The sequence below is a fragment of the Streptosporangium sp. CA-135522 genome, from assembly GCF_050949235.1.
Lineage (GTDB): Bacteria > Actinomycetota > Actinomycetes > Streptosporangiales > Streptosporangiaceae > Streptosporangium.
The window spans coordinates 2,415,910-2,437,699 of sequence record NZ_CP192026.1 but is presented as its reverse complement, the minus strand read 5'-3'; the positions used below and the strand labels follow the sequence as shown (position 1 = coordinate 2,437,699).

At 70.5% G+C, this 21,790-nt stretch carries 23 protein-coding genes; 9 read left to right on the top strand and 14 right to left on the bottom strand.

The genetic code is table 11. The annotated features are described in order from the left end of the window. Positions 1-106 precede the first annotated feature (106 nt). Positions 107-835 (top strand): GntR family transcriptional regulator, encoded by a 729-nt coding sequence (locus ACQPYK_RS11660; protein ID WP_433254031.1) that lies wholly within the window; start codon positions 107-109, stop codon positions 833-835. 219 nt (positions 836-1,054) lie between these two features. Here ACQPYK_RS11660 and ACQPYK_RS11655 read toward each other — a convergent pair whose 3' ends face one another. The 5 genes from ACQPYK_RS11655 to ACQPYK_RS11635 all read right to left on the bottom strand — a co-directional run bounded on the left by ACQPYK_RS11655 (position 1,055) and on the right by ACQPYK_RS11635 (position 7,938). Then, entirely contained in the window at positions 1,055-1,909 is an 855-nt protein-coding gene (locus ACQPYK_RS11655) for a MerR family DNA-binding transcriptional regulator (protein WP_433254029.1), read from the bottom strand. A 463-nt stretch (positions 1,910-2,372) separates the two neighbouring features. After that, on the bottom strand, positions 2,373-2,933 hold the full coding sequence (locus tag ACQPYK_RS11650) for a hypothetical protein (RefSeq protein WP_433254027.1): 561 nt from the start codon (positions 2,931-2,933) through the stop codon (positions 2,373-2,375). A gap of 2 nt (positions 2,934-2,935) precedes the next feature. Further along, complete coding sequence (locus ACQPYK_RS11645; protein ID WP_433254025.1) at positions 2,936-4,735, bottom strand: DEAD/DEAH box helicase; 1,800 nt, start codon at positions 4,733-4,735, stop codon at positions 2,936-2,938. Between the two features lie 4 nt (positions 4,736-4,739). After that, positions 4,740-6,395 (bottom strand): MFS transporter, encoded by a 1,656-nt coding sequence (locus ACQPYK_RS11640; RefSeq protein WP_433254023.1) that lies wholly within the window; start codon positions 6,393-6,395, stop codon positions 4,740-4,742. Between the two features lie 907 nt (positions 6,396-7,302). Beyond that, positions 7,303-7,938 (bottom strand): hypothetical protein, encoded by a 636-nt coding sequence (locus ACQPYK_RS11635; protein WP_433254021.1) that lies wholly within the window; start codon positions 7,936-7,938, stop codon positions 7,303-7,305. 293 nt (positions 7,939-8,231) lie between these two features. On the opposite strand from ACQPYK_RS11635, the gene ACQPYK_RS11630 reads away from it, so the two are divergent. After that, complete coding sequence (locus tag ACQPYK_RS11630) at positions 8,232-8,888, top strand: JAB domain-containing protein (RefSeq protein WP_433254019.1); 657 nt, start codon at positions 8,232-8,234, stop codon at positions 8,886-8,888. Positions 8,889-9,258: 370 nt separating this feature from the next. On the opposite strand, the gene ACQPYK_RS11625 is transcribed toward ACQPYK_RS11630, so the two are convergent. Further along, the gene (locus tag ACQPYK_RS11625) at positions 9,259-9,552 is read right to left on the bottom strand and encodes a hypothetical protein (protein WP_433254017.1); all 294 of its coding nucleotides are present in this window, start codon (positions 9,550-9,552) and stop codon (positions 9,259-9,261) included. Positions 9,553-9,695: 143 nt separating this feature from the next. Here ACQPYK_RS11625 and ACQPYK_RS11620 point away from each other — a divergent pair, with 143 nt between their 5' ends. Then, positions 9,696-10,181 carry a GntR family transcriptional regulator gene (locus ACQPYK_RS11620; protein WP_433254015.1) on the top strand — a complete coding sequence of 162 codons (486 nt, stop codon included), beginning with the start codon at positions 9,696-9,698 and terminating at the stop codon, positions 10,179-10,181. A gap of 253 nt (positions 10,182-10,434) precedes the next feature. Here the strand turns inward: ACQPYK_RS11620 and ACQPYK_RS11615 are convergent, their stop codons facing one another. From ACQPYK_RS11615 to ACQPYK_RS11600, 4 genes are all read right to left on the bottom strand, one after another. Then, positions 10,435-10,881, bottom strand: a complete 447-nt coding sequence (locus ACQPYK_RS11615; protein WP_433254013.1) for a DUF6941 family protein — start codon at positions 10,879-10,881, stop codon at positions 10,435-10,437. Continuing rightward, positions 10,881-11,294, bottom strand: coding sequence for a helix-turn-helix domain-containing protein (locus ACQPYK_RS11610; protein WP_433254011.1), 414 nt, complete (start codon positions 11,292-11,294; stop codon positions 10,881-10,883). The genes ACQPYK_RS11615 and ACQPYK_RS11610 overlap by 1 nt, the downstream gene beginning before the upstream one ends. Positions 11,295-11,321: 27 nt before the next feature. Continuing rightward, positions 11,322-11,681 (bottom strand): type II toxin-antitoxin system RelE/ParE family toxin, encoded by a 360-nt coding sequence (locus tag ACQPYK_RS11605; protein WP_433254009.1) that lies wholly within the window; start codon positions 11,679-11,681, stop codon positions 11,322-11,324. A 138-nt stretch (positions 11,682-11,819) separates the two neighbouring features. Then, a complete protein-coding gene (locus ACQPYK_RS11600) occupies positions 11,820-12,296 on the bottom strand; it encodes a peroxiredoxin (protein WP_433254007.1) in 477 nt (158 codons plus the stop codon). Between the two features lie 274 nt (positions 12,297-12,570). On the opposite strand from ACQPYK_RS11600, the gene ACQPYK_RS11595 reads away from it, so the two are divergent. Next, positions 12,571-13,428 (top strand): SGNH/GDSL hydrolase family protein, encoded by an 858-nt coding sequence (locus ACQPYK_RS11595; protein WP_433254005.1) that lies wholly within the window; start codon positions 12,571-12,573, stop codon positions 13,426-13,428. Positions 13,429-13,676: 248 nt separating this feature from the next. Here the strand turns inward: ACQPYK_RS11595 and ACQPYK_RS11590 are convergent, their stop codons facing one another. Continuing rightward, positions 13,677-13,979 (bottom strand): putative quinol monooxygenase, encoded by a 303-nt coding sequence (locus tag ACQPYK_RS11590; RefSeq protein ID WP_433254003.1) that lies wholly within the window; start codon positions 13,977-13,979, stop codon positions 13,677-13,679. 352 nt (positions 13,980-14,331) lie between these two features. Next, positions 14,332-14,715, bottom strand: coding sequence for a nuclear transport factor 2 family protein (locus ACQPYK_RS11585; RefSeq protein ID WP_433254001.1), 384 nt, complete (start codon positions 14,713-14,715; stop codon positions 14,332-14,334). Positions 14,716-14,816: 101 nt separating this feature from the next. On the opposite strand from ACQPYK_RS11585, the gene ACQPYK_RS11580 reads away from it, so the two are divergent. Next, positions 14,817-15,722 carry a LysR family transcriptional regulator gene (locus tag ACQPYK_RS11580; protein ID WP_433253999.1) on the top strand — a complete coding sequence of 302 codons (906 nt, stop codon included), beginning with the start codon at positions 14,817-14,819 and terminating at the stop codon, positions 15,720-15,722. Between the two features lie 111 nt (positions 15,723-15,833). On the opposite strand, the gene ACQPYK_RS11575 is transcribed toward ACQPYK_RS11580, so the two are convergent. Both ACQPYK_RS11575 and ACQPYK_RS11570 read right to left on the bottom strand, forming a co-directional pair. Further along, positions 15,834-16,856 carry a hypothetical protein gene (locus ACQPYK_RS11575; RefSeq protein WP_433253997.1) on the bottom strand — a complete coding sequence of 341 codons (1,023 nt, stop codon included), beginning with the start codon at positions 16,854-16,856 and terminating at the stop codon, positions 15,834-15,836. Between the two features lie 58 nt (positions 16,857-16,914). Next, positions 16,915-17,847: a DMT family transporter gene (locus ACQPYK_RS11570; protein WP_433253995.1), complete on the bottom strand. Its 933-nt coding sequence runs from the start codon at positions 17,845-17,847 to the stop codon at positions 16,915-16,917. Here ACQPYK_RS11570 and ACQPYK_RS11565 point away from each other — a divergent pair. The 4 genes from ACQPYK_RS11565 to ACQPYK_RS11550 all read left to right on the top strand — a co-directional run bounded on the left by ACQPYK_RS11565 (position 17,846) and on the right by ACQPYK_RS11550 (position 21,738). After that, on the top strand, positions 17,846-19,243 hold the full coding sequence (locus ACQPYK_RS11565; protein WP_433253993.1) for a PLP-dependent aminotransferase family protein: 1,398 nt from the start codon (positions 17,846-17,848) through the stop codon (positions 19,241-19,243). The genes ACQPYK_RS11570 and ACQPYK_RS11565 overlap by 2 nt on opposite strands. A gap of 188 nt (positions 19,244-19,431) precedes the next feature. Further along, positions 19,432-20,034 carry a CGNR zinc finger domain-containing protein gene (locus tag ACQPYK_RS11560; RefSeq protein WP_433253991.1) on the top strand — a complete coding sequence of 201 codons (603 nt, stop codon included), beginning with the start codon at positions 19,432-19,434 and terminating at the stop codon, positions 20,032-20,034. Positions 20,035-20,166: 132 nt separating this feature from the next. After that, positions 20,167-20,778: an N-acetyltransferase family protein gene (locus ACQPYK_RS11555; RefSeq protein WP_433253989.1), complete on the top strand. Its 612-nt coding sequence runs from the start codon at positions 20,167-20,169 to the stop codon at positions 20,776-20,778. An 81-nt stretch (positions 20,779-20,859) separates the two neighbouring features. After that, positions 20,860-21,738 carry a 1,4-dihydroxy-2-naphthoate polyprenyltransferase gene (locus tag ACQPYK_RS11550; RefSeq protein ID WP_433253987.1) on the top strand — a complete coding sequence of 293 codons (879 nt, stop codon included), beginning with the start codon at positions 20,860-20,862 and terminating at the stop codon, positions 21,736-21,738. Positions 21,739-21,790: the final 52 nt, after the last annotated feature.

Here is a 21,790-nt window from a genome sequence, read left to right as displayed (position 1 = left end):
TTCAGCGCGGCCGCAAAGTTGGAGCTCCAAATCGCCGCCATTACCCTGAGTTGTCCATCGAATACGGCAGGATGGGGCATCGCCTGTCGAACCCAGGGATGGACACGTGGCAACCTCCGATCCGGTCTACCTGCGCGTCGTCGCCGATATCCGCCGTCAGATCGTCGACGGCTCCCTTCCCCCCGGCGCGCCGATCCCCTCCCGCGCCCAGCTCACCCGTAAGTACGGCGTCGGGGAAACGGCCGCCCGTCACGCGCTGCGCGTGCTCGCCGCCGAAGGCCTGATCGTCGGCCGCGTCGGCTCCGGCCACTACGTCAGGGCCCAGCCGGTGCTGCTCCCCCTGCACCGCTGGCGCCCGCAGGACCACCACTCCCCCTTCGGCGCCGACATCGCCCAGTCGCAGGGCGGGCGCGCCACCTACGACCGGCGGGCCGAGCACGCGGAGGCCACCCCGGAGATCGCCCAGCGCCTGCGCCTGGACGGCTCCGCCCCGGTGACCCGCACCCATTACGTCTTCCGGGGTGACGGCAGGCCGGTCCAGCTCGTCACCTCCTACGAGCCCGCCGAGTTCGGCGAGCCCTCCGGCGAGGAGAACCCCCGCGGCCTGGTCGCGCGCCTGTCCGCGCTCGGCGTCAAGGTCACCGAGATCGTCGAGCAGGTCTACACCCGCGTCCCCCAGCCCGACGAGAGCGACGTCCTCGCCCTCCCGGCGGGCGTGCACGTCCTGCACGTGGAGCGCACCCACTGGGCCGGCGACCGCCCGGTGGAGACCAGTGACATCGTCATTCCCGGCGACCGCTTCCGCCTGGTCTACTCCCACTCCCTGCAGCCCTAGAGGCAAGGCCCGGGACGACCGGCCTGTTCTCCCGGGTCGGAGGCGCCGATCGCGTGTCAAGGGCACGCCCTCGGCGGCCGGCCGGGCGAGCCGCACCGGCGGGAACCCGTCAGCGCGCAGGACAGACCCGGCGGGAACCCCCGGCCCGCAGGACAGACCTGGCAGAAACCCGTCAGCGCGCAGGACAGATCTGGCGGGAACTCTCGAAAGGACGTGGCCTCACTCAGACCCCCGGCTCACCGTTATCGCGACCTCCATCCCCACGACCTCTCCCTGCTCCATCAGTCCGATCTGGCGCAGGCGAGACAGATTCACGCCCACCCCACGTTCCTCCGCCACGGCGAGCAGGGCGAGCACGGCCGGATGCGTGACGCCGTCGACGACCATCACCGGGTCCTCGAACCGCCAGCGCACCACCAGCTCGGGCGCCGCCTCGATGGTGCCGCTCTCGACCGTCCACCCCGGCATCGACCATCCGGCGGGCAGCGGATGTGCGACCGGCCAGCAGCACAGCGTCTCGATCTCGGTGTCGCTGCCGGACGCGGCCCGGAACGCCGACCAGAACGACCCGGTCGGCGCGTTGCCGGCTTTCGACAGCGCCTGCCACAGCGCGCCGAACCCCTCGTTGAACCGTTCGTTCGCACGGTCGACGTCTCCGGTGGGATCGTCGTCGTCGCGCAGCATCGGAAACACGACGCCCGCCCAGTGCTGCCGCTCCGTCCGGCGCTCCTCCACCTGCCAGTCGTGACGGTCCTCGCCACTCAGCAACCGGTCGAGGGTGTCGAGCGCGCTGTCCTGGCGCTTCCGCTCCGCCAGCACCCGGGCGCGGTACTCGGCGAGCATCGCGGTGGCCGCGGGGGGATCGGCCAGGAACCGGGGGGCGTCGGCCAGCGGAACACCGGCCGCGCGCAGTGTCTTGAGCCGGATCGCCACCCCGAACTGGGACGCGCTGTAGCGCCGGTGCCGCGACCAAGGGTCGACCGAGGTCGGCTTCAGCAACCCCTGCTCGTCGTAGAGGCGCAGTGCCTTCAAACTCAGTCCGGTCAGTTCCGCGAATTCGCCGATGCTCATCATGGGGCCAGTGTGCGACCTCCCCCAAGGGCAGGATCCACCTGCCCGCCACGGTGCCCGGCGAAGTCGCGGTCGCTGGAGGGTGTAGCTCGTTCTCGGGGACCTTTTGAGCTGGGCGGTTGGGCTTGGGGTGCGGGTCCCGGGGTCGCGGCACGCTGCCGGAACTCGATCGGATGCGGTGCGGGCATGACACGCTTCCTTCCCCGTTGACACACGGCCCCCGTTGACACACGGCCGGCTCAGGTCACGTGTACATGGAGACCATTTCCGCCACCTGCGACAGGCCGGTCTACGGCGAGATCATGTCCCCTTCTCGAAGGACTTCCGATCGACGCCACGGCGCGGGCGGAGCGGGCGAGCGGGGCCGTCACGGCCGGAGGATGCGGGGGCATCCGCGGGCTCAGCGGGTGGTGAGGGTGCGTGCCCTCCGGGTGGGCACGCACCGCTCCTTCTCAGGCCGGCCGGGTCACTCGGCCACCGTGAAGTAGACGGCCGGATCAAGGGAGTTGAGTGCGATCCAGCGCTGCGCCGTCGCTTCGGCGGGCGCTTGGCCGCCGCCTGCCGAAGCGAGGAAGAAGCCCTGCACGTCGAGAGCGATGCGGGGATCGTCGTCGATGCGACGCGCCATGTCGTAGTAGACGGCCAGCTCATGGACGCACCGCGGGGTGGCGGCCGGGCAGGAGCAGTCGACGCTGTCGAGGACCGGCGCGGGCGAATGGCCCGCGTCGGCGGTCGCGCGGTACAGATCGTCGGTGAGCAGGGGCTGGATGCCGCTCAGCTGGCGGGAGATCTCGGCCGTCGCCCCCGCGGACATCGGCGCGACCTCGATCGTGACCACCGAGGTGCCGCGACCTCGGTGCACGACGGCGCGCACGGTCCGGCCGTCGAACGTGATCTGCACCTTCCCGTCGCGTGCCATGCGCCGCGCGCTCGGCAGCTGGGGATCGGGACGGGTCTGGCGCAACAACTCGGCGAACCGGACCCAGTCCTTGCCCCACTTCGTGTAACCGTAGTCGTGGGCGGCCATGGTCAGTTGACTCGCTTCCGGCGCAGGACCTCGATGAGACGATCGTCGTCCAGGCGGGTCAGCTCGGCGACGCTGGACATGTCGGCGATGTCCGACAGCGCGGACTTGCGGTTGTGCATGGCCGCGATGTGCTCCTCGACGGTGGTCCCGGTGGTCAGGGTGGTGACGGTGACCGTGCGGGTCTGACCGATCCGGTGGACCCGGTCGGACGCCTGGGCCTCCACGGCCGGGTTCCACCACCGGTCGAAGTGGATGACGTCGGCGGCGCGCGTGAGCGTGAGCCCGGTGCCCCCGGCCTTCAGGCTGAGGACGAGCACCTTCGGACCGTCGTCGGACTGGAACCGGCGGACGATGTCGGCCCGTTGTTCCTGGTTCAGGCCGCCGTGGAAGAAAGGCGTACTCACCCCGAACTGTTCGGCGAAGTGCCGCACCAGCAGCTCACCGGTCTGCCGGTACTGGGTGAAGACGAGGCTCGGAGAGTCGTTCTCCAGGTTGTTGGCTACGATGTCGGTGCACAGGTCGAGCTTTCCCGACCTGCCCGACAGCTCACCGAGGTCGTCCGTGATCAGGCCCGGATGGTTGCAGACCTGCTTGAGCGAGGTCAGGACGGCGAGCACCTTGGTCTGCCGCTGGGCGCCGCTGCCGAAGCCGTCGTCGATGACCTGCTCCAGCAGCCGGTCGTACAGCCTCTCCTGCTCCTCGGTGAGGTCGCAGATGAGATCGGCGTGGATCTTCGGCGGGAGCGACCCCGCGACTTGGGACTTCTTCCGCATCAGCACGACCGGCTCGATGGCCCCGCGCAGCCGGGCGGAAGCGGCCGGGGAGCCGTCCGCGATCGGCCGCACGAAACGATGGCGGAACTGCGCCCGGTTCCCGAACAGGTGCGGTGCGACCAGATTGAGCAGGGCCCACAGCTCGTCGAGGTGATTCTCGACGGGCGTCCCGGTCAGGGCGATCCGCACGTCGGCCGCGATGGCGCGCGCGGCCTTCGACACCTGCGTACGGGGGTTCTTCAGGACCTGCGCCTCGTCGAAGACCGCGGTGCTCCACTGGATCCCCGCCAGGGCCGGGCTGTGCGTGCGCAGCGTGGGGTAGCCGGTGAGCACCACCGTGCCGCTGTCCACCGCGGGCAGCGGCCCGCCGCGCCAGGTCGTGGCCCGCAGGTCAGGTGCGAACCGCGTGATCTCGTGTGCCCAGTTCCCCACCAACGACGTGGGACAGACCACCAGTTGCGGCCCCTTTTCGGCCCGTCCGGCGACACAGCCGATGGTCTGCAGGGTCTTGCCGAGTCCCATCTCGTCGGCCAGCACCGCGCCGCTGTGCGTCTCGATGGTCTCGCGCAGCCAGCTCACCCCGCGTACCTGATACGGGCGCAGCTTGGCGGTGAGCGCCGTACGCATCTCGGCCCCCACCGCGGTGGTGCGGCGGAAGACGCCGCTCGCGTGCTCCGGCGTCGTGACGGCGACACCTGTGGCGTCGGGGACCGCGTGCGCGGCGATGGGCAGAGCCGACTCGCCGCCCGCGATCCACGACCGCCAGACGTCCACCGACCGGCCGGGCGAGTCGAGGGGCACGGCCACGAGCCGGTCCGGCTCGATCAGCACGCAGTCGACGTCGGACACCTTGAGCCTGCCGAGGTCCGGCGTCGGGACGACCAGGGGGACGGTCTGGACGTCACCGACCGGCGGGGCCGGCCCCACGGCGCCGTCGGCCCAGGTCCACAGGGCGAACATGTGCCGGTCGGGCAGGTACGTGGCCTGACTGTCCGACCGCGTCTCGGGGAGTTTCTGTCTGGTTCCCATGGCGTCAGCGGGTGCCCACGTCGGCGCCCTCGCGGGCGGTCAGGTCCTCGTCCCCAGCCCGGGGGGCCGTCTCGTCCGCAGCCCGGGGGGCCGTCTCGTCCGCGGTCGGGCCGCCGTCCCGCGCGGGCTCCGGCTCGCCCCCGGCAGCGGCGGGCTTGCGGATCGCGCGCAGGGCGAGCAGCAGCACGGCCGCGCCGAAGAGCGCGATGAACATGATCCAGACCGCGCCGACATGCATGGCGTGGACGAACGCGTCGTCGGCGGCGCGCCCGAGCGCGGGCAGGTGGGACGTGGTGGCGACGTGTCGCGCCTGTTCGGCGGAGACCCGCGCCTGCTCCCGTACCGGTCCGGGGACACCGTCCAGCGACGGCTCGATCGCGCGTCGGTACACGATCGACATGATCGTGCCGCCGACGGCGATACCGATCACACTGCCGGTCTGGCGCACGGTGTTGGTGACGGCCGACCCGGCACCGGCCCGCTCCAGCGGCAGCGTGCTGATCAACGCCGCGGTCACCGGGCCGAGCACCATGCCGATGGACAGGCCCTGGACTAGCAGCACGACCTCGATCCAGACGAGGGGCGTGTCCAGTCCGAAGAGCCCGTACGCGCCCATGGTCAGCGCCGCGACGATCAGCGCCGGCACGGCGACGAGCCGCAGCGACCAGCGGTGCACCAGGCGGGCGCCGACGGGCGCGCCGAAGATCGCGCCGAGCGCGGTCGGGAGGCCGGCCAGGCCCGCCTCGATCGGCGAGTAGCCGCGCGCGCCCTGCAGGTAGAACGCGTTGTAGAAAGTGACCGCGGATATGGCGAACAGGAGCAGGCCGAGCGCCGCGTTGCCGCCGCCGAACGCGCGCTGGGCGAGCAACCGGGGATCAAAGCTCGGCATCTTGCTGCGCAGTTCGACGCGGACGAACACGGTCAGCAGGATCAGTCCGACGACGATCGGCGCCCAGACGTCCGTACGGCCCCAGTCCGCCGCCTGACCCGCGCGGATCAGTCCGTAGGCGAGCGCCGCGAGGCCGGTGATGGACAGCAGCATCCCGGCCGGGTCCAGCGGTCGCACGACGGGGCTGCGGAAGTTCGGGACCAGCAGGGCGATGCCGATCAGCGCGAGGACCGCAACCGGGACGTTGACCAGGAAGACCGAGCCCCACCAGAAGTGGTCGAGCAGCACACCGGCGAGCACCGGGCCCGCGGCCATGCCGACACCGGCGGAGGTCGAGGAGATGGCGATCGCGGTCGACCGCGCCGGGCCGGTGAACGTCCATATGAGGATGGCCAGGTTGGCCGGCATGATCAGCGCGCTGCCGACGCCCATCGCCGCCCGCGCGGCGATGAGCTGCCCCGCGTCCCCCGCGTACGCCGCCCACACCGAGGACGCGGCGAATACCACCAGGCCCGTCGCGAGCACGGCCCGGTGGCCGAAGCGGTCGCCCAGCGCACCCGCGGTGAACATCAAGGTGGCGAAGGCCAGCGTGTACGAGCCGGTGGCCCACTGCAGCTCGGCCGGGCTGGCGTTCAGCCCACGGACCGGGTCCGCGAGGGTCTCCAGGGTGGTACTCAGGACGGTGTTGTCCAGCCAGATCAGCAGTGAACACACCATGAGAACGGCAAGAATCAACTGCTGCCTGGACTTCGGAAACGTGGATGCAGTCATGAATACCTTCGGATGCGGTCTGGAAAAGCTGACGAGCGGACCGACCGTAGGCAACCATCGGGCGTTTGTCAATTCCCGGGCGGCCGGTAACGGTCGGCGATTTTCCGGCACCCCCGAGGGCATGCCACCAAGTGTTCTGTCAATTCTTGAAGATGTGAGCGGGCCGGCGGTTTAGTGCGCTCCCGTGGGCATACCGCCAAGCGCTCTGTCAATTCCTGATCCCGTTGTTTGACTTCGCGTGAATTCCGTGCCCCACCCCGTGTTCTGCCTCTGCTCCGCGCCCTGTCCCGCCCCGTGTACCGCGTCGTGCGCTGCACCGGAAGCAGGAAGGGGGGCGCCAGCGCCGGTGCGGCCGCTCCCGGGGCCCGTCCTGGAGCCGCCGGGAGCGGCCGAGTACCCAGACGGCCACCCCGTGCGGGCGGTCCTTTCGGCCTGCCGGTTCAGCAGGCCGAACGTTCTTCCCCGCGTATTTTTGGAATAGGAGGATTGGAATTCACCCGGGTCGGTGGAACGGAAGCCGCCGGGGTATTCATGGAGAGGCAGGGGACAGAGCTGACCGCATTCTCACTAGGGTGTCGCTCGTCCGCAGGGAAAGGAGAGGCGCACCCTGGATCAGGTTTTCTCTGGCGGTTCTTCTATTCGCGCCCACCAATTGATTTTCTGACCGGTGGCCCCGAAGGCTTCGTTCAGTCGGTTGCTGAGATCGCGAAAGGTGCCGCGCTCGGGTTGCTGTTCAGGCGTCCAGGTGACGTCGCATTCCTCGCAGAGGAGGAAGCCGATCCGCCGCCCCGTACTCGGTAGGGCTTGACCCATCCCCGACCGCGTCGAGGACACCGCTGTCGCCTGTGCATGCGGCCATGCTTTCCAACTGGAAAGTGTTCGTCACAATGGCACGCCCAGTGAGAGGTCAGACCGTGAGGTCGTATTCGGCCCGGTAGGTGCGTTTGTGTTCTTGGTGGCTGTGGTAGCGCAGGTAGGGTTCCAGGTCCCCGTTCGTCTGGACAGCGTGGAGGGTGAGGACGGCTTCGGCTTGGATCAGGTCGAGCCGGTGGCGGGCGCCGTCGACCAGTACCACCCGGATTCTTCGGTGTCCGGGATCGCGGGCTTCGGCCTGATCGAACGCCGCGGCGATGACATGCTGGGCGCTCTCGGCGACTGAGCCGGTCAACCATTTCCCCATCGCCCGAGGCCTGGGCCTAGGTGCGCGGTCGGCGCTGCGGCTGCCGCCGGGCGGGGCGATGACGTCGTGCGGTCGGCGCGGAGCGGGCTCGGTGTCGTAGACACAGGCCAGAGTCGCCATGCGCTTGCGTCCGTTCTTCTCGCCCGAGGCGAGCCGGGTGCGGAACCGGCCCGCCCGGGCCGCAGCGGCTTTGGCGGTCGCGGGCCGCAGCGCTTCGGGTCTCATCACGATGCCCTTGGCGTCAACGGTCAGCACCAGCAGCGTCCCGGCGGTGCACGGGACAGGCGTCTGCCGGCTGTAGAAGGCGCTGATATCAGTGGCGGCGGCCACGACGAGGTCCTCGATCTGACGTTTCCCGATCACCGGCCCGCATCTGCGCCAGATCGCGTTCTTGCTCCCTACCGAAACGGTAGAAGACACGAGCCAACCCCCGCCAGCCCCCAACCCGTAAACCACCAGCTCAGAGGCTCCCTGCAGACGAGCTACACCCCCGGAGGGGAAGAACCTGCCGCACGACCACCGATCCTCCCGGTCCTCCCCCGGGCGGGACGCACGCCGGTGTCCGCGAGGGGCACCGGAGCCCGTCCCGCCCTTCGAGCCGGAATGTCGGTGCCCCCTGGTAAAACCGACCTGGTTTCCCGAGCCGGAGGTGCCGATTGCGTGTCAAGGACATGCCCCCCAGCGACCAGCCGCGTGAGCGGCTCCTGTCGAACGGCGCGACGGCCCTGGCCGATCGGGAGCTGCTCGCCCTGCTGATCGGTTCGGGAAGCCGGGGCGCCAACGCGGTCGAGCTCGCCTCCCACCTGATCGCCCACTGCGGCGACCTGCGCGGCCTGGCCCGCTCCGACGCCCACCGCCTGATGTCCGTCCCCGGCATCGGCCCGGCCAAGGCCGCCCGCGTCATCGCCGCCTTCCACCTCGTACGGCAGGCGCAGTCGGAGCCGGAGCGCCGCCGGATCACCTGCTCGGGAGACCTGGCCGCCGTCGCCTCCCCACTGCTGCGCGGCCTCGGCCACGAGCGCGTGGTCGTCGTGGTCTGCGACCCGAGCGGCGCGGTGACCCGCAAGTCGATCGTCAGCGAGGGCGGCAGCGACCACGCCCCGGCCCCGGTCCGCGAGATCGTCACCACCGTCCTCACCTCCGGCGGCTCCTCTTTCGGCCTGGCCCACAACCACCCCAGCGGTTCCCTCGAACCCAGCCCCGCCGACCTGGAGGTCACCGCCCGTCTCACCGAGGCCGCCGAGACCGTCGGCCTCCGCTTCCTCGACCACGTGATCGTCACCGACACCGCCTGGCGCCGCATCGCCTGCTGATGCGCCGCTCACCGGCGTTCCCACTCGGCGTCCCCGTCCGGCGGCGGTTCCGTCCGGCGGCGGTCACGGCCCACCGGCGGCTCCGCTTGACGGCGGCTCCGCTTGACGGTGGTCCCGCGCCACCCGGTTGGCGCGGGACCACCATCGGCTCCCGGCGGGCGGTCGTGTGGGATGGCCCGCCGGGAGCCGGTCCCGGCGGATGATGGGAAGGAATGCCCGCCGGGAGCCTTGGTTGGTGGCCCCGCGTCCGCCCTTCAACGGATGCGGGACCACCGCCCTGCCTCCCCGATCGTCATCGGCCCATCGGAGAGGCAGGGAGCCATGAAACGCCCTGACGGAGCGAAGGCCGCCGGGCGTGCCTACCGGGCCGTCAGCGGGCGCTGCCGATCAGCAGGCGGAGCCACAGCTCCTCCACCTGCCTCGAGCGCGCCCAGGGCGACTCGTGCACGATCACCGCTCCCCTCCGCCGATGTGTCCTCCGTACGAACATCAGCCCACCCGCCTGGCACAGCTCGTAGAAGGTCGCCCGGCAGTCACAGGTGTGCTCCTTCACCCTCACCCGATCGGTCCTCGGCACCTCCGGCCGCCAGTCGATCGACTCGTGCGCCGCCTGCAACGGTGCAAGGTGATGCCCGTGATGCCGCTCCCCCCACACCACGGCCACAGCCAAAGTTCACCTCTCAGTTCTCGTCCGATCACTCAGAGAGCATAGTTCACCTTAATTCCATTGGTCCAGTACACCTATTCATTAGTCGACTAGACGTCTAGTTTCTGGCTAGACGTACCTTTTGGTCTATCATGCGGAGCATGCTCGACCGTGAGGGCCCAGTGCCGGTCTACAAGCAGGTCGCCGAGATGATCCGTACGCGCATCGTGGCCGGCGATCTCGGACCTGGCGAAGCCGTGCCCAGTGAGGCCGAACTCGAGATCGAGTACGGCATCGCCAAGACGACGGCACGCCGAGTCGCACGAGAACTCCGCGAGCAGGGCCTCGCGTACACGATCCAGGGCGAGGGCACCTTCGTCGGCGAGCCCGGAACCCCGAGGCCGGCCGACAAGGTTCCCGTGTATCAACAGATAGCGGCAGGGATCCAAAGTCAGATCAAGGCGGGCGAACTGCTGCCGAACCGGCGCGTCCCCAGCGAGAAGGAACTGATGCGCAAGCACGGCGTCGCGAAGGCCACGGTGCGCCAGGCGATGGCCTTCCTGCGCGATCAGGGATGGGTGTTCACCGTGGAGTATCGCGGCACGTACGTGTCACCCACCGAAAACTGGCCTCACTCGACAAAGTAACCAAGATGCCTGCAAAGCAGTCACCGTAGGTCTAGTACTCATATCGATTGGTGAAGTCCACCGCTCCATCGCGCAGGCCGCCCCGCTACCGTGTGGCCGCGCTAGATCGCGAGGGCGACACCCATCTGTACGTTCAGATAGCCGACGTCATTCGGCAACGCGTTCTTGGAGGTCGGCTCGCCTCGGCGATGCCGTACCGAGTGAGACCGAACTGCGCAGCGAGTTCGGCGTCGCCAAGGACGATCCGGTCTCGCTATTCGGCGTCGGCGTCGGGGTCGGCCCGGACGCCGAAGGTCACCGAGGCGAGGTCCTCGCCGTCCACCTCCAGCGCCCAGGTGTAGCGGCCGGGCGCGAGGGAGAGCGAGTGCACGCTGATGGCGAAGCTGGAGTGGATGTCCAGGCTCCTGGCCAGCTCGTCGAGCTCGGTGTCGGCCGGGTTGACCGCGAGCTGGCCGCTGAACCTGAGCGGCCGCTCCCGCCCGGCGGCGGAGACCATGACCGGCTCGCCGTCCTCGCCGGCCAGGCCGAGGGTGAAGGTGTGGTCGGTCCTCGCCTCGTTCCACGGCACGCGCAGGAAACCCGCGATCGCCGTGGAGGGCAGCTCCGGGCCGGTCAGCGACCATCCGGCACCCAGCATGCTGATCTTCCCGGTCGCCCGGTCGGTGCTCGCCGAGTCGCACAGCACCAGGAAACCCTGCATCAGCCGGCCGCCTGCCTGAAGTCGAGGCTGACGACCCCGCCCGTCGTCCCACGGGCGGCCGTGGTGCCGCCCTCGCCGTCGAGCCGGATCCGCGCGGGGGAGGCGGCGCGCGTCCGCGCCGGCAGCTCGTCCGAGGCGCGCACGAGGTGGGAGACGTCGGCGCCGACGGCGAGAGCGTAACGGCGGATCGTGGACAGGTGGGGGTCGCCGCCCAGGCGCTCGAAGTCGGAGACCGCCGGCTGGCTGCGACCCATGCGCTCGGCGACCTGCGCCTGGGTCAGGCCCCGCGCCCTGCGCAGCCGGACCAGGGTCTCGATGAGGCGCATGTCGCGCTCGATGGCCTCGCTCTCGCGCCGCACCTCGGGATCGTCCAGATCGATGCCGAGCAGCTCGGCGATCTGCGGGTCCGTCACGGTCCGCCTCCTCGTATCGGCTTAACCTTATATTCTCCGCAACCAGTCGGCCAATCTCCTCCCGGCGAGCTCCTTGACCCGATCCTGGGCTCCTCGCCCCCCTTTCTTGTGGAAGGCGAGCCCCAGGAGCACGTGCGCCTCCTGGGGACCGAGGGCGTAGTAGAGCCGGTATTCCGTTCCCTCATGGCTCAGCCGGGCCTCGTACAGCCCCTTGCCCAGCGAGCCGGTGTCGCGGGGCAGCGCCTTCCCGAGCTGGACGCGCGTCATCAACGCGCCGAGCTCCTTCAGCGGGGGCCCGCCCGCCAGCACCCTGCGGATCTCCTTGCTGACCACGGGCTCGCCGGAGGAGGACGCGTACAGCAGCCAGACGGCCTTCGGCTTGTCCACGCCCGCCCCCGTCCCGTGACCGCGCCGATCGAGACCAGGGTGTCGAATGTAACGCTCCGCACCGAATCCGGCACGCACCGACGCGTCATCGGCTTGGACACCGTTCTCGCCGCCCCGGCGGCCGACCGAGGAGTCAGCTCATGTCCCGGCCCGCGACCGCAGCACCTCCAGGGCTCGGTCGGCGTGGACCTGCATGCCGGTCTCGCTGTGGATCGCTTCGAGGAGACGGCCGTCGGCGTCGATGACGAAGGTCATCCGGCGAGTGAGGAAGGGCCCCACCGCGATCGTACGGCGGGCGCCGAGCTTGCGGGCGACGACTCCGTCCGGGTCCGACAGGAGGGGAAAGCCCAGCCCGTAGGTCTCGGCGAAACGCTTCTGCCGGTCGACCGTGTCACGGCTGATCCCGACCCTGGTCGCCCCCACGGCGGCGAACTCGGCCGCCATGTCCCGGAAGTGGCAGCTCTCCGCCGTGCATCCCGACGTCATCGCCGCCGGATAGAAGAACAGCACCACCGGCCCCTTGGTCAGGAAGTCGCCGAGCCGCCGCGCCGTACCGGTCTCGTCGAGGAGCTCGAAATCCTCGACCACGTCTCCAACCGCGAGGCTTCCGCCCACGACATGTCCTCCCTGTGTCACCGACCCGCGTCGCCGGAGCCCTCCTGACGTCCTGTCCGGCATGTGATGACGGACAGGCCCGGAAGCCGGCGTTCGGACCCCATTGTCCGCCGGGTCCCGGCCGAGGAACAGATCTCCGGCGAATCGGACCGGTTCCCGGCGCCGAAACCGTGATCGCGACGGCGGCCGGCCCGCGCGCCCAGATGACGCCACCCCAAGTGATCAATAGATTGCCGACCGTCATGTCCGACCGTTCCAGCAATGGGAGAGCTCTGTGCGCCACCGGTTTCTCGCGGCCCTCGCCACCGTCCCCCTGATCGCTCTCGGCACCGGCGCCGCGCCCGCCTCCACCGGATCCGCATCCGCATCCGCATCCGCCGAATCCGCCGAGTCCGCCGCACGGGTCCGCTACGTGTCCCTGGGAGACTCCTTCTCCTCCGGCTCCGGCGCCGGAGACTACGACCCCGACAGCGGGTTGTGCCGCCGCAGCGCCAACTCCCATCCGGCCCTGTGGGCCCGAGCCAACCATCCCGCCACCTTCACGTACGACGCCTGTGGCGGCGCGGTGACCGACGACGTGGTGGAAAGGCAGATCCCCGACGCCCTGAACGACGACACCAGCCTGATCACCATCACCGCCGGCGGCACCGACGCCGGTTTCGAGGCCGCCGTCGTCAACTGCATCGTGGCCGGCAGCGCCGCCGAGAGCTGCAACCGCGTCCTCGACGAGGCCGGGCGGTACGTCGACCAGGAGCTCCCCGGCAAGCTCATGCGGACCTACGACACCATCCGCGCCGCCGCCCCGGACGCGGAGGTCTTCGTCGCCGGCTACCCGCATCTGTTCGAGCTGGGCCGTCCCCTCGGCTGCGGCGTCGTCGAGTGGAGGCGCAAGCGCATGAACCAGCTCGTCGACCACCTCGACGAGATCATCCAGGAGCAGGCCGAGAACGTCGGATTCGGCTACGTCGAGGTGCGCGACACCTTCGCCGGGCACGGGGTGTGCGCGGCCGGCGGGGTCGGCCGGGAGTGGATCACCCGCATCGTGCCGGCGAACACCTGGCAGTCCTATCACCCGAACAGGCGTGGGCAGTCCCTGGGCTACCTCCCGGCTCTCACCGCCGCCATCGGCTGATCCGCCCACCACCGCGTCCCCGACATCGTGCCCCCGCACCGCGCCCCACAACGCGGTCCGCCGGCGCGCCTCCGGTCACCACGCGGCCCGCCGGCGCGCCTTCGGTCACCGGCCCCCATCTGCGCGCGGGCGGCGTGCCCGCCGGTCCGGTCCTCACACACGCCGGCGCGGTCTTCGCGCGGGGGCACCATCTCCACGCACTCCACGCACGCAGCCATGACCTCCACCCGGCGCCACGGCCGACGCGTCTAGCCCGGCAGCTTGGCGGCGAGGATGTTGATCTTGTTGATGGCCGGCGGCGCCGCGAAGAGGTCCGGGGCCTGCTCCATCAGGGCCTTGGCGACCTCACCCGACAGGTGGGAGTCGCGGGACGACTCGTCGGGGAAGGCGTCGAAGATGCCGAAGAGCGTCGGGCTCATGCGAAGCGCGAACCAGGCGGTGGTTCCGGGCTCCGCCTCGACCAGCGGGAGTGCTCCGTTGAGGAAGCTCTCCACCTCGGCCTCCTTGCCCAGCTTGGCTTCCAGCAGAACGAGTAATCCCAGGGCGACCATGTCCCCTCCTGAGGATTCCGGCAAGATTTCGCTCTCTCCCCTCAGCGTCTCCGCGACAGGACCATGACTACACCGCCCGCCGCCCCGGGACCCCTACGCAAAGACCCGCCATCATCCCCGGCAGGTCATGTCCCGGTCCGCTCCCGCAAGACTTCCGAGACCCGGCCGGCTCCGCCGGACCATGCCGCCCGTCTCCGCGCCCGGGACGGCGCGCAGAGGTGGAAAACGCGCGCCGTACGCTCGGCCGGCGGCTGAACGAGATTCACACCTCCCGCCGCCACATCGGCAAAACCGTCATTGTGAGTACCACGGATTTCATGCCCCGGCTTCTCGCGCAAGCGTGGGACAGGCTTCAGAACATGGTGTTCGCGTTCGCGGCGTGCTCCGGAACGGCCTGCACCACATCCCAGTGCTCAACGATGCGGCCGTCCTCAAGCCGGAAGATATCCATCGCCGCACTCCCGCGATCTTCAGCCGACACCTTCAACAGACTGTGAGTGACCACCAGATCGCCTTCGGCCACCGTTCGCTTGATGTCAATGCTGAGTTCGGGGAATTGCCCGATAAATCCAGATATCGCCGCCACGAACCCTTCAGGGCCGTCCGCCGCGTGGGGGTTGTGCTGGATGTACCCGCCCCCGACATATTCGGCCGCTGCTTCCGCAGGCTGCTTGGCGTTGAAGGCCAGTTCGAGGTAGGCCCGCACGACCTGCCTGTTGCGCTCAAGATCGATCACGGCGTGGTTCCTTTCGCCCGGTCGTTGTACGGCCCTCACTCCACCAGACCCTTCCAGCACCGGGGAAACACCGCTTCGGTCTTGCGCTATACCCTACGGGTATGGTCGATCTTGAGGTCCGCGAGCTCCGCTACTTCCAAGCCGTGGCCGAGGAACTCAACTTCACGCGGGCCGCCCGGCGGCTCGGGATCGCGCAGCCGCCGCTCTCCAAAGCGATCCGCCAGATGGAACGCCGCCTTGACACGAACCTCTTCGTGCGCAACAGCCACCAGGTCGCCCTTACCCCGGCCGGGCTGAGGCTGCTCGACGAGGCGCGCCGCGTCCTCGACGCCGTCTCCGCCGCCGTGCATCGCACCCGCAGAGCGGCACGTTCGGCCCTGATGATCACCGCGAAGCCGTGTGTGACGACCGACCTCCTGCGACACATCGTGTCGGCGGTCACCGGCTTGCCTGATGCCCCGCGTATCGAGGTCGCCGTCAGCGGTTACGGTGAGCAGTCCGGCATGGTGCGCGACGGCCGCGCCGATCTGGCCCTGCTGGGCTCGCCGTACGATCTGCGCGGCCTCGACGCCGAGCCGCTCGTCGCCGAGTCGAGGGTGGCGGCACTCCCGCGCACCCACCCGCTCGCCGCCCGCGCGAGCCTGGCCTGCCGCGATCTCGCTGATCTGCCGATGCCGCAGTGGCCGAGCGCGAATGCCGCCGAACGGGACTACTGGGCGGGCCGTGACACCGTCCCGAGCGGTGAGCCGCTGATCGGCCCGACGGTCCACGACAACTCCCAGCTCCTGGAAGCCGTCGCGCTCGGCCAGGCCGTCGCCCTGGTCCCTGCTTCGTTCGCGAAGTGGTACATCCGAGACGACATCGTGTACCGCCCGGTACGCGACGCGAGCGAGTACACGATCGCCATCGCCTGGCGTGAGGGTCTGCGCGATCCGTGGATCGCCCGGGTGGTCCATGCCGCCGTCAAGATCACGGCCGGTGCCGTGGACCTCGCGGAACCCGCCTGACGGCATGCCGGAACGCCGAGGGAGGCCGGCGGAACGTGGAGCCGCCGCGCTCCCGGATGACGCGACGCCGTTCCGTTCCCGACCTGCGGCACACCATCATGGTCGGCAGGGCTAGAACACCGGGATGACCTCCTCGGGGTCGAGGAAGTCGACCTCGACGCCCTCGATGTCGAGCTCGGGTATCGCGGGGAACTCGATGCCCCAGCGTTCCACGATGGCGCGGATCTTGGCCATGGCCACCCGCCAGTTGTCGGCCTGCTCCTCGTAGGAGAGCACGCCGAGACCGCCGTCGCGGGCGTGGTCCATCAGGACGCGGTGGTTGTGCAGGAAGTACGGCGGCAGCTCCCAGAAGCCGCCCGGCGGCTCCCACAGGATCATCGACAGGAAGACGAACCCGGCGCGGAGCTGACGGGTGATCATTGAGCGGGTGTCGTCGGTGAGGCCGGGCCACTCGTTCTCCAGGATGGTCATGCAGATCTGGAGATGGCGTGACTCGTCGCGGCCGATGCGGTGGAACATCTCGCCGAACACGGGGTGGTCGGTGCCGCCGGCCATGCCGCGGAACAGGGTGGAGGCGGCCATCTCCCCCATCATGAAGCTGGTGAACAGCACCGGCAGGGTGTATTTGCCGACGGCGCTGCTGTAGCCCGTCCAGTAGCGGCCGCCGTTGTGGTAGAGCCAGCCGATGTTGTTGTGGGCGGCCCTCTCCAGGTCGGTGGCCGGAGTCCAGTCGAGCGGCCCGCCCGGCCAGAGCTTGGCGATGGTGCGCTGGCAGCACTCCTCGTGGTTCATCTCGTCACGCGTGATCGAGAAGAAGCACTTGCGGACCGGATCCTCCTCGTGCTTCTCGAACGCCTGGATGGTGGCGCGGGCGAAGACCGCCGGGCCCGAGGCGTCGAAGTTGGCCAGCACGGAGAACCAGTACATGATCCCCAGGCGCTGTTCGACGGTGAAGTCGTCCGGGTCGAGGCCGTCCCAGGGGAGGTCGGCGGGGTTCCAGACCATGCGCTTGGACTTCTCGTAGATGGCCGCGAGCTTGGTGGTCTCGACCCGCCATTCCATGGGGTAGATGTTCGGCTGGGGGATCTCCGGGGCCGGCCAGAAGCCGCCCTCGGGAATCGACAGGTCCGCCATGACTCCACCCCTTATGTGACAGATACAGCTCACATCCTGCGCTCGGATGTCACATCTTTCAAGAGCGTGCCCGCTGGGTCATGGCGACACACACGAGGACGGCCAGCGCGGCCGCGACCGTCGCCGGGCCGAACCGCTCCCCGAGAAGGAGCCAGGCCCACAGCAGCGTCAGCAACGGCTGCGCGAGCTGGGTCTGCCCGGCTCGGGCGATGCCCCCGGCGGCCAGGCCCGCGTACCAGGGGATGAAGCCGAGGAACATCGAGACCAGTCCCACGTAGGCGAACCCGGCCAGCGACACCGCGCTGGGCCGTACGTCGGTCGCCAGTGCCAGCGCGACCGTCACCGGGACGGTGAGCGGGGCGGCCACGACGAGGGCGTAGGAGATCACCCGCCAGCCGGGGGTCTCGCGGGCCAGCCGCCCGCCCTCGGTGTAACCGACGGCCGCCGACAGCAGCGCTCCCACCAGGAGCAGGTCGGCCCCGGTGGCGTGGCCGCCGCCCCGGCTGAGGGTGAAGGCCGTGATCGCCACCGCGCCCAGACCGCACGCCACCCAGAACAGCGGCCGGGGCCGCTCTCCCCCGCGCAGGACGGCGCAGGCGGCGGTGGCGGCGGGCAGCAGCCCGGTGACCACCGCCGCGTGGGAGGCGCTCGCTCCGGCGTCGAGCGCCAGCCCGCTGAAGAGGGGGAAGCCGAACACCACGCCGACCGCGATGACGAGGTAGGACCGCAGCTGGGACCTGGGCGGCAGCAACGGCACCCTGGCGGCCATCAGGCAGATCAGCGCCGCGACGGCGGCCACCGCGGCCCGCCCGATCGCCACGAGGTAGGGGTCGAACCCCTCCATCGCGAAGACCGTCGCCGGGAACGAGCCCGAGAACGACAGCACCCCGAGGGCGGCGAGCGCGCTTCCCCGCCATGCCGTGCCGGGGCGCGCCGGGTTGGCGCCGACCGCTACTCCGCTCGGGACGATAACGCTATCCTTAGTACTCATGAATGACGATAGCAGTATCGTCCGTCTCGCCGCCATGATCCGGGAGGAGACGGAGCGGCTGCGCCCCGGAGACAGACTGCCATCGAGCCGGGAGCTGATGCGGTTGCACGGCGTGAGCCCGGTGACCGTGTCGCGCGCGCTGGCCCGGCTCGCCGCCGAGGGTCGCGTGATCACCAGGCCCGGCAGCGGGACCTTCGTCGCCCCGGCGGTCGCGCGGACCGGCGGCACGGCGGACCTGTCCTGGCAGACGGTGGCGCTCGGCGACCGGGTGGTGGACGACACCGACGTCATCGGCCTGCTCACTCCCCCGCCGGACGGCGTCATCCCGCTCACCGGCGGCTACCTCAACCCGGCCATGCGCCCGTCCAAGGCCCTGTCCGGCGCCGCCTCCCGCGCGCTGCACCGCCCCGACGCGTGGTCGCTGCCGCCCCTGACCGGCATTCCGGAGCTGCGCGGGTGGTTCGCGCAGGAGGCGGGCGGCGACATCACACCGTCCGACGTCCTCGTCGTCAGCGGCGGGCAGTCCGCCCTCACCCACGCCTTCCGCGCCCTCTCCGCCCCGGGCACCCCGATCCTCGTCGAGACCCCGACCTACCCGGGCGCGCTCGCCGCCGCACGGGCCGCCGGGCTTCGCGCGACGGCCGTGCCCATGGACCGCGGCGGAGTGCGCCCCGAGCTCCTCGCGGAGGCCTTCGCGGTCACGGGCGCGCGGGTCTTCTTCTGCCAGCCGACTCTGCACAACCCCACCGGCGCGACCCTGAGCGCCGAACGGCGCGGGCAGGTGCTCGCGATCGCCCGGGCGGCGGGGGCGTTCGTCGTCGAGGACGACTACGCCAGATATTTCGCGGCGGCCCCGGCTCCGGCCTCGATGATCTCGATGGACGCCCACGGCACGGTCGTGCACATCAACTCCCTCACCAAGGTCCTGGCGCCGAGCATGCGCGTCGCCGGGATCACCGCCCGGGGTCCGGCCGCGCGGCGGCTTCGGGCGAGCCAGATCGTGGAGGCGTTCTTCGTCGCCCGGCCGCTCCAGGAGACGGCGCTGGAGTTCGTCGGCTCGCCCGCCTGGCCGCGCCATCTGGCCGGGCTGGGCGTCGAGCTCACGGCGCGCAGGGACACGCTCGCCGCCGCGCTGACCGCCCGGATGCCCGCCGCCGAGATCCATCTCCTCCCCCGGGGCGGCCTGCACCTGTGGGTACGGCTGCCGCCCGACCGGGACGAGGACACCGTGGTGGAGGCGGCCCGGCGGGCGGGTGTCCTGGTGAGCCCGGGGCGCATCTACTACCCGGCCGAGCCCCCCGGCCCCCGGATACGGGTGACCCATTCGGCGGCCCTGCACCTGCCGGAGCTGGTCGAGGGGGTGCGGCGCCTGGCCACGGCGCTGGAGGGCCCCTGAGAGACGGCCCGGCACGGCGCTGGAGGGCAACCTGAGAGGCGGCTCGGTACGGCATTGGAGGGCACCTGAGAGGCGGCTCGGTACCGCACACCCCTCTGCGACACAACACCTCTCAAAACGCCATGCAGGTGTCGCAGTGAATACAACCCCCTAATGGCATACAGTGGTTGCGAAGAGGTGATTGAACGATGAACAACCCCTCCGACCTGGTGTGCGACTTCGTCAACAGCTACGACGTCGAGAGCGGGGCCGACGCGATACCGTCCCCCGCGGCGCTGGCCGCGTGGCTGGGCAGACGCGGCCTGATCGGCCCGGCGGACACCGCCGGCGACGACGACCTGGCGGCGGCCGTGGAGCTCCGCGAGTCCCTGCGCGCGGCCCTGCGCCGCAACCACGCCCCCGGCCACGCCCCTGACGGCGACCCCGACGGCGCCCCCACCGGCGAGCCCGGTGGCGAGCCCACCGTCGCCCCCTGGCCAGGAGTGCCTCACTCCTTCGCCGGCCTCCCGCTGCGGATGACGCTGACGACCGGCGGGCCCGTCCTCGAACCGGTTCACACCGGCGTGCCCGGCGGGCTGGCCAGGATCGCGGCCGCGGTGCTGGACACGCGCGCCGACGGGACGTGGCCGAGGTTGAAGGTGTGCACCGAGAGCACCTGTCAGTGGGCGTTCGTCGACCTGTCCAAGAACCGCTCGCGCTCCTGGTGTTCGATGAAGGTCTGCGGTAACCGCACCAAGACTCGGGCATATCGGGCTCGCCGCCAGCCCGAGGCGGGTTCACGTCATCCGTGAGTCGGATTCCCCGATACGGTGTAGGAGCCTGTCTCGGGGATCCACCCGCCTGATGCCCGCTCGCGTGGCACGAGACCCACGAGACGGCGCTTCCTGAGGCGACGGCAGACGGCAGAGAAGGAGCGGGCCGAGATGGCAGACGTAGGCGTGCGGGCGGCTCGGCACGATGATGTCGCCGCGGTGACGAGCACCCAGATCCGCGCCTGGAAATACGGTTACCGGGATTTCCTTCCCGAAGGACCGCTGGAGCAGATGACCGGCCCGGCCGCCGAGGAGATGTGGCGGCGCCAGTGGGACGAGGCGATCGTCACCCCGCCGTCCTCCCGGCATCGGGTGCTGGTCGCGGTGGAGCAGGTCGTCCTCGACACCGACGCGTTCCCGGCACTGGGTCCCGGCGGGATCGAAGCGGCCGCGGCGATGCGCGGCGCCGAGCGCGTGGTGGGCCTCGCCTCGCACGCACCGGCCGAAGATCCCGATCTCGATCCGACCACCACCGCCGAGATGCTCACCTTCCTGGTGGATCCCGACCACGTCCGGCGCGGACACGGCAGCCGCCTGCTCAACGCGACGGTCGACTACCTCCGTGACGACGGCTATCACACCATCGTCACCTGGGTGTTCGCCGACAACCACGGCCCGCTCGGCTTCCTGGAGTCGGCCGGTTGGGGCGAGGACGGCGCCGAGCGGGTCCTGAACATAGGGCGGCCGGTGCGGATGATCCGCCTGGCCACCGACATCAGCTAGCGTCGGCGGCGCCGGGACCTGCCCCTTCGGCCGGTCCCGGCGCCGCCGGCGGCAACCGCCCGAGAGGAAACCCGCAACACCATGGCCACCCCGAGCCAGTGGATCGCCGGCGCCCGTCCGCGCACCCTCCCCGCCGCCGTCGTCCCCGTCGTCGTCGGCACCGGCGTCGCGATCGGATACGGCGGAGCGATCTGGTGGCGAGCCCTGCTCGCCCTGTTCGTGGCGCTCGCGCTGCAGGTGGGCGTCAACTACGCCAACGACTACAGCGACGGCGTGCGCGGCACCGACGACGAGCGCGTCGGCCCGATGCGCCTGGTCGGCTCGAAAGCGGCGACGCCCCGTCAGGTCCTCGGCGCGGCCTTCGGCTGCTTCCTGGCCGCCGCGGTGGCGGGGCTGGCGCTGGTCGTGGCCACCGGCGCGTGGTGGCTGGTGCTGGTCGGCGCGGTGTCGATCGCGGCCGCCTGGTTCTACACCGGCGGCTCCAGGCCCTACGGCTACCGCGCGCTCGGCGAGATCTCGGTGTTCGTGTTCTTCGGCCTGGTCGCGGTGACCGGCACCACGTTCGTGCAGCTCGAATGGCTGCCCTGGACGGCGCTGGCCGCCTCGGTCCCGGTGGGTCTGCTGGCCTGCGCGATGCTGGTGGTCAACAACCTGCGCGACATCGTCACCGACGGCCCGGCCGGTAAGCGCACCATGGCCGTGGTGCTCGGCGACACCCGCACCCGCGCCCTCTACACCCTCTGCCTGGTCCTGCCCCTGGTGATCGCGCCGGTCATGGCGCCGTGGCAGCCGTTCACCGCACTGGCCGTGCTGTCCGCGCCGCTCGCGATCGCCCCGGTCAAGGCCGTCAGGCAGGGCGCGACCGGCCGGGCCCTGATCGCCACCCTCCAGCAGACCGGCCGCTTCCAGCTCGTCTACGGCCTGCTGTTCACCATCGGCCTGGCACTGCGAGCCCTTTAAGAACGATCACCTTGGAGACCGATACAGGCCGGGTACCCCAGGCTCGTACTGT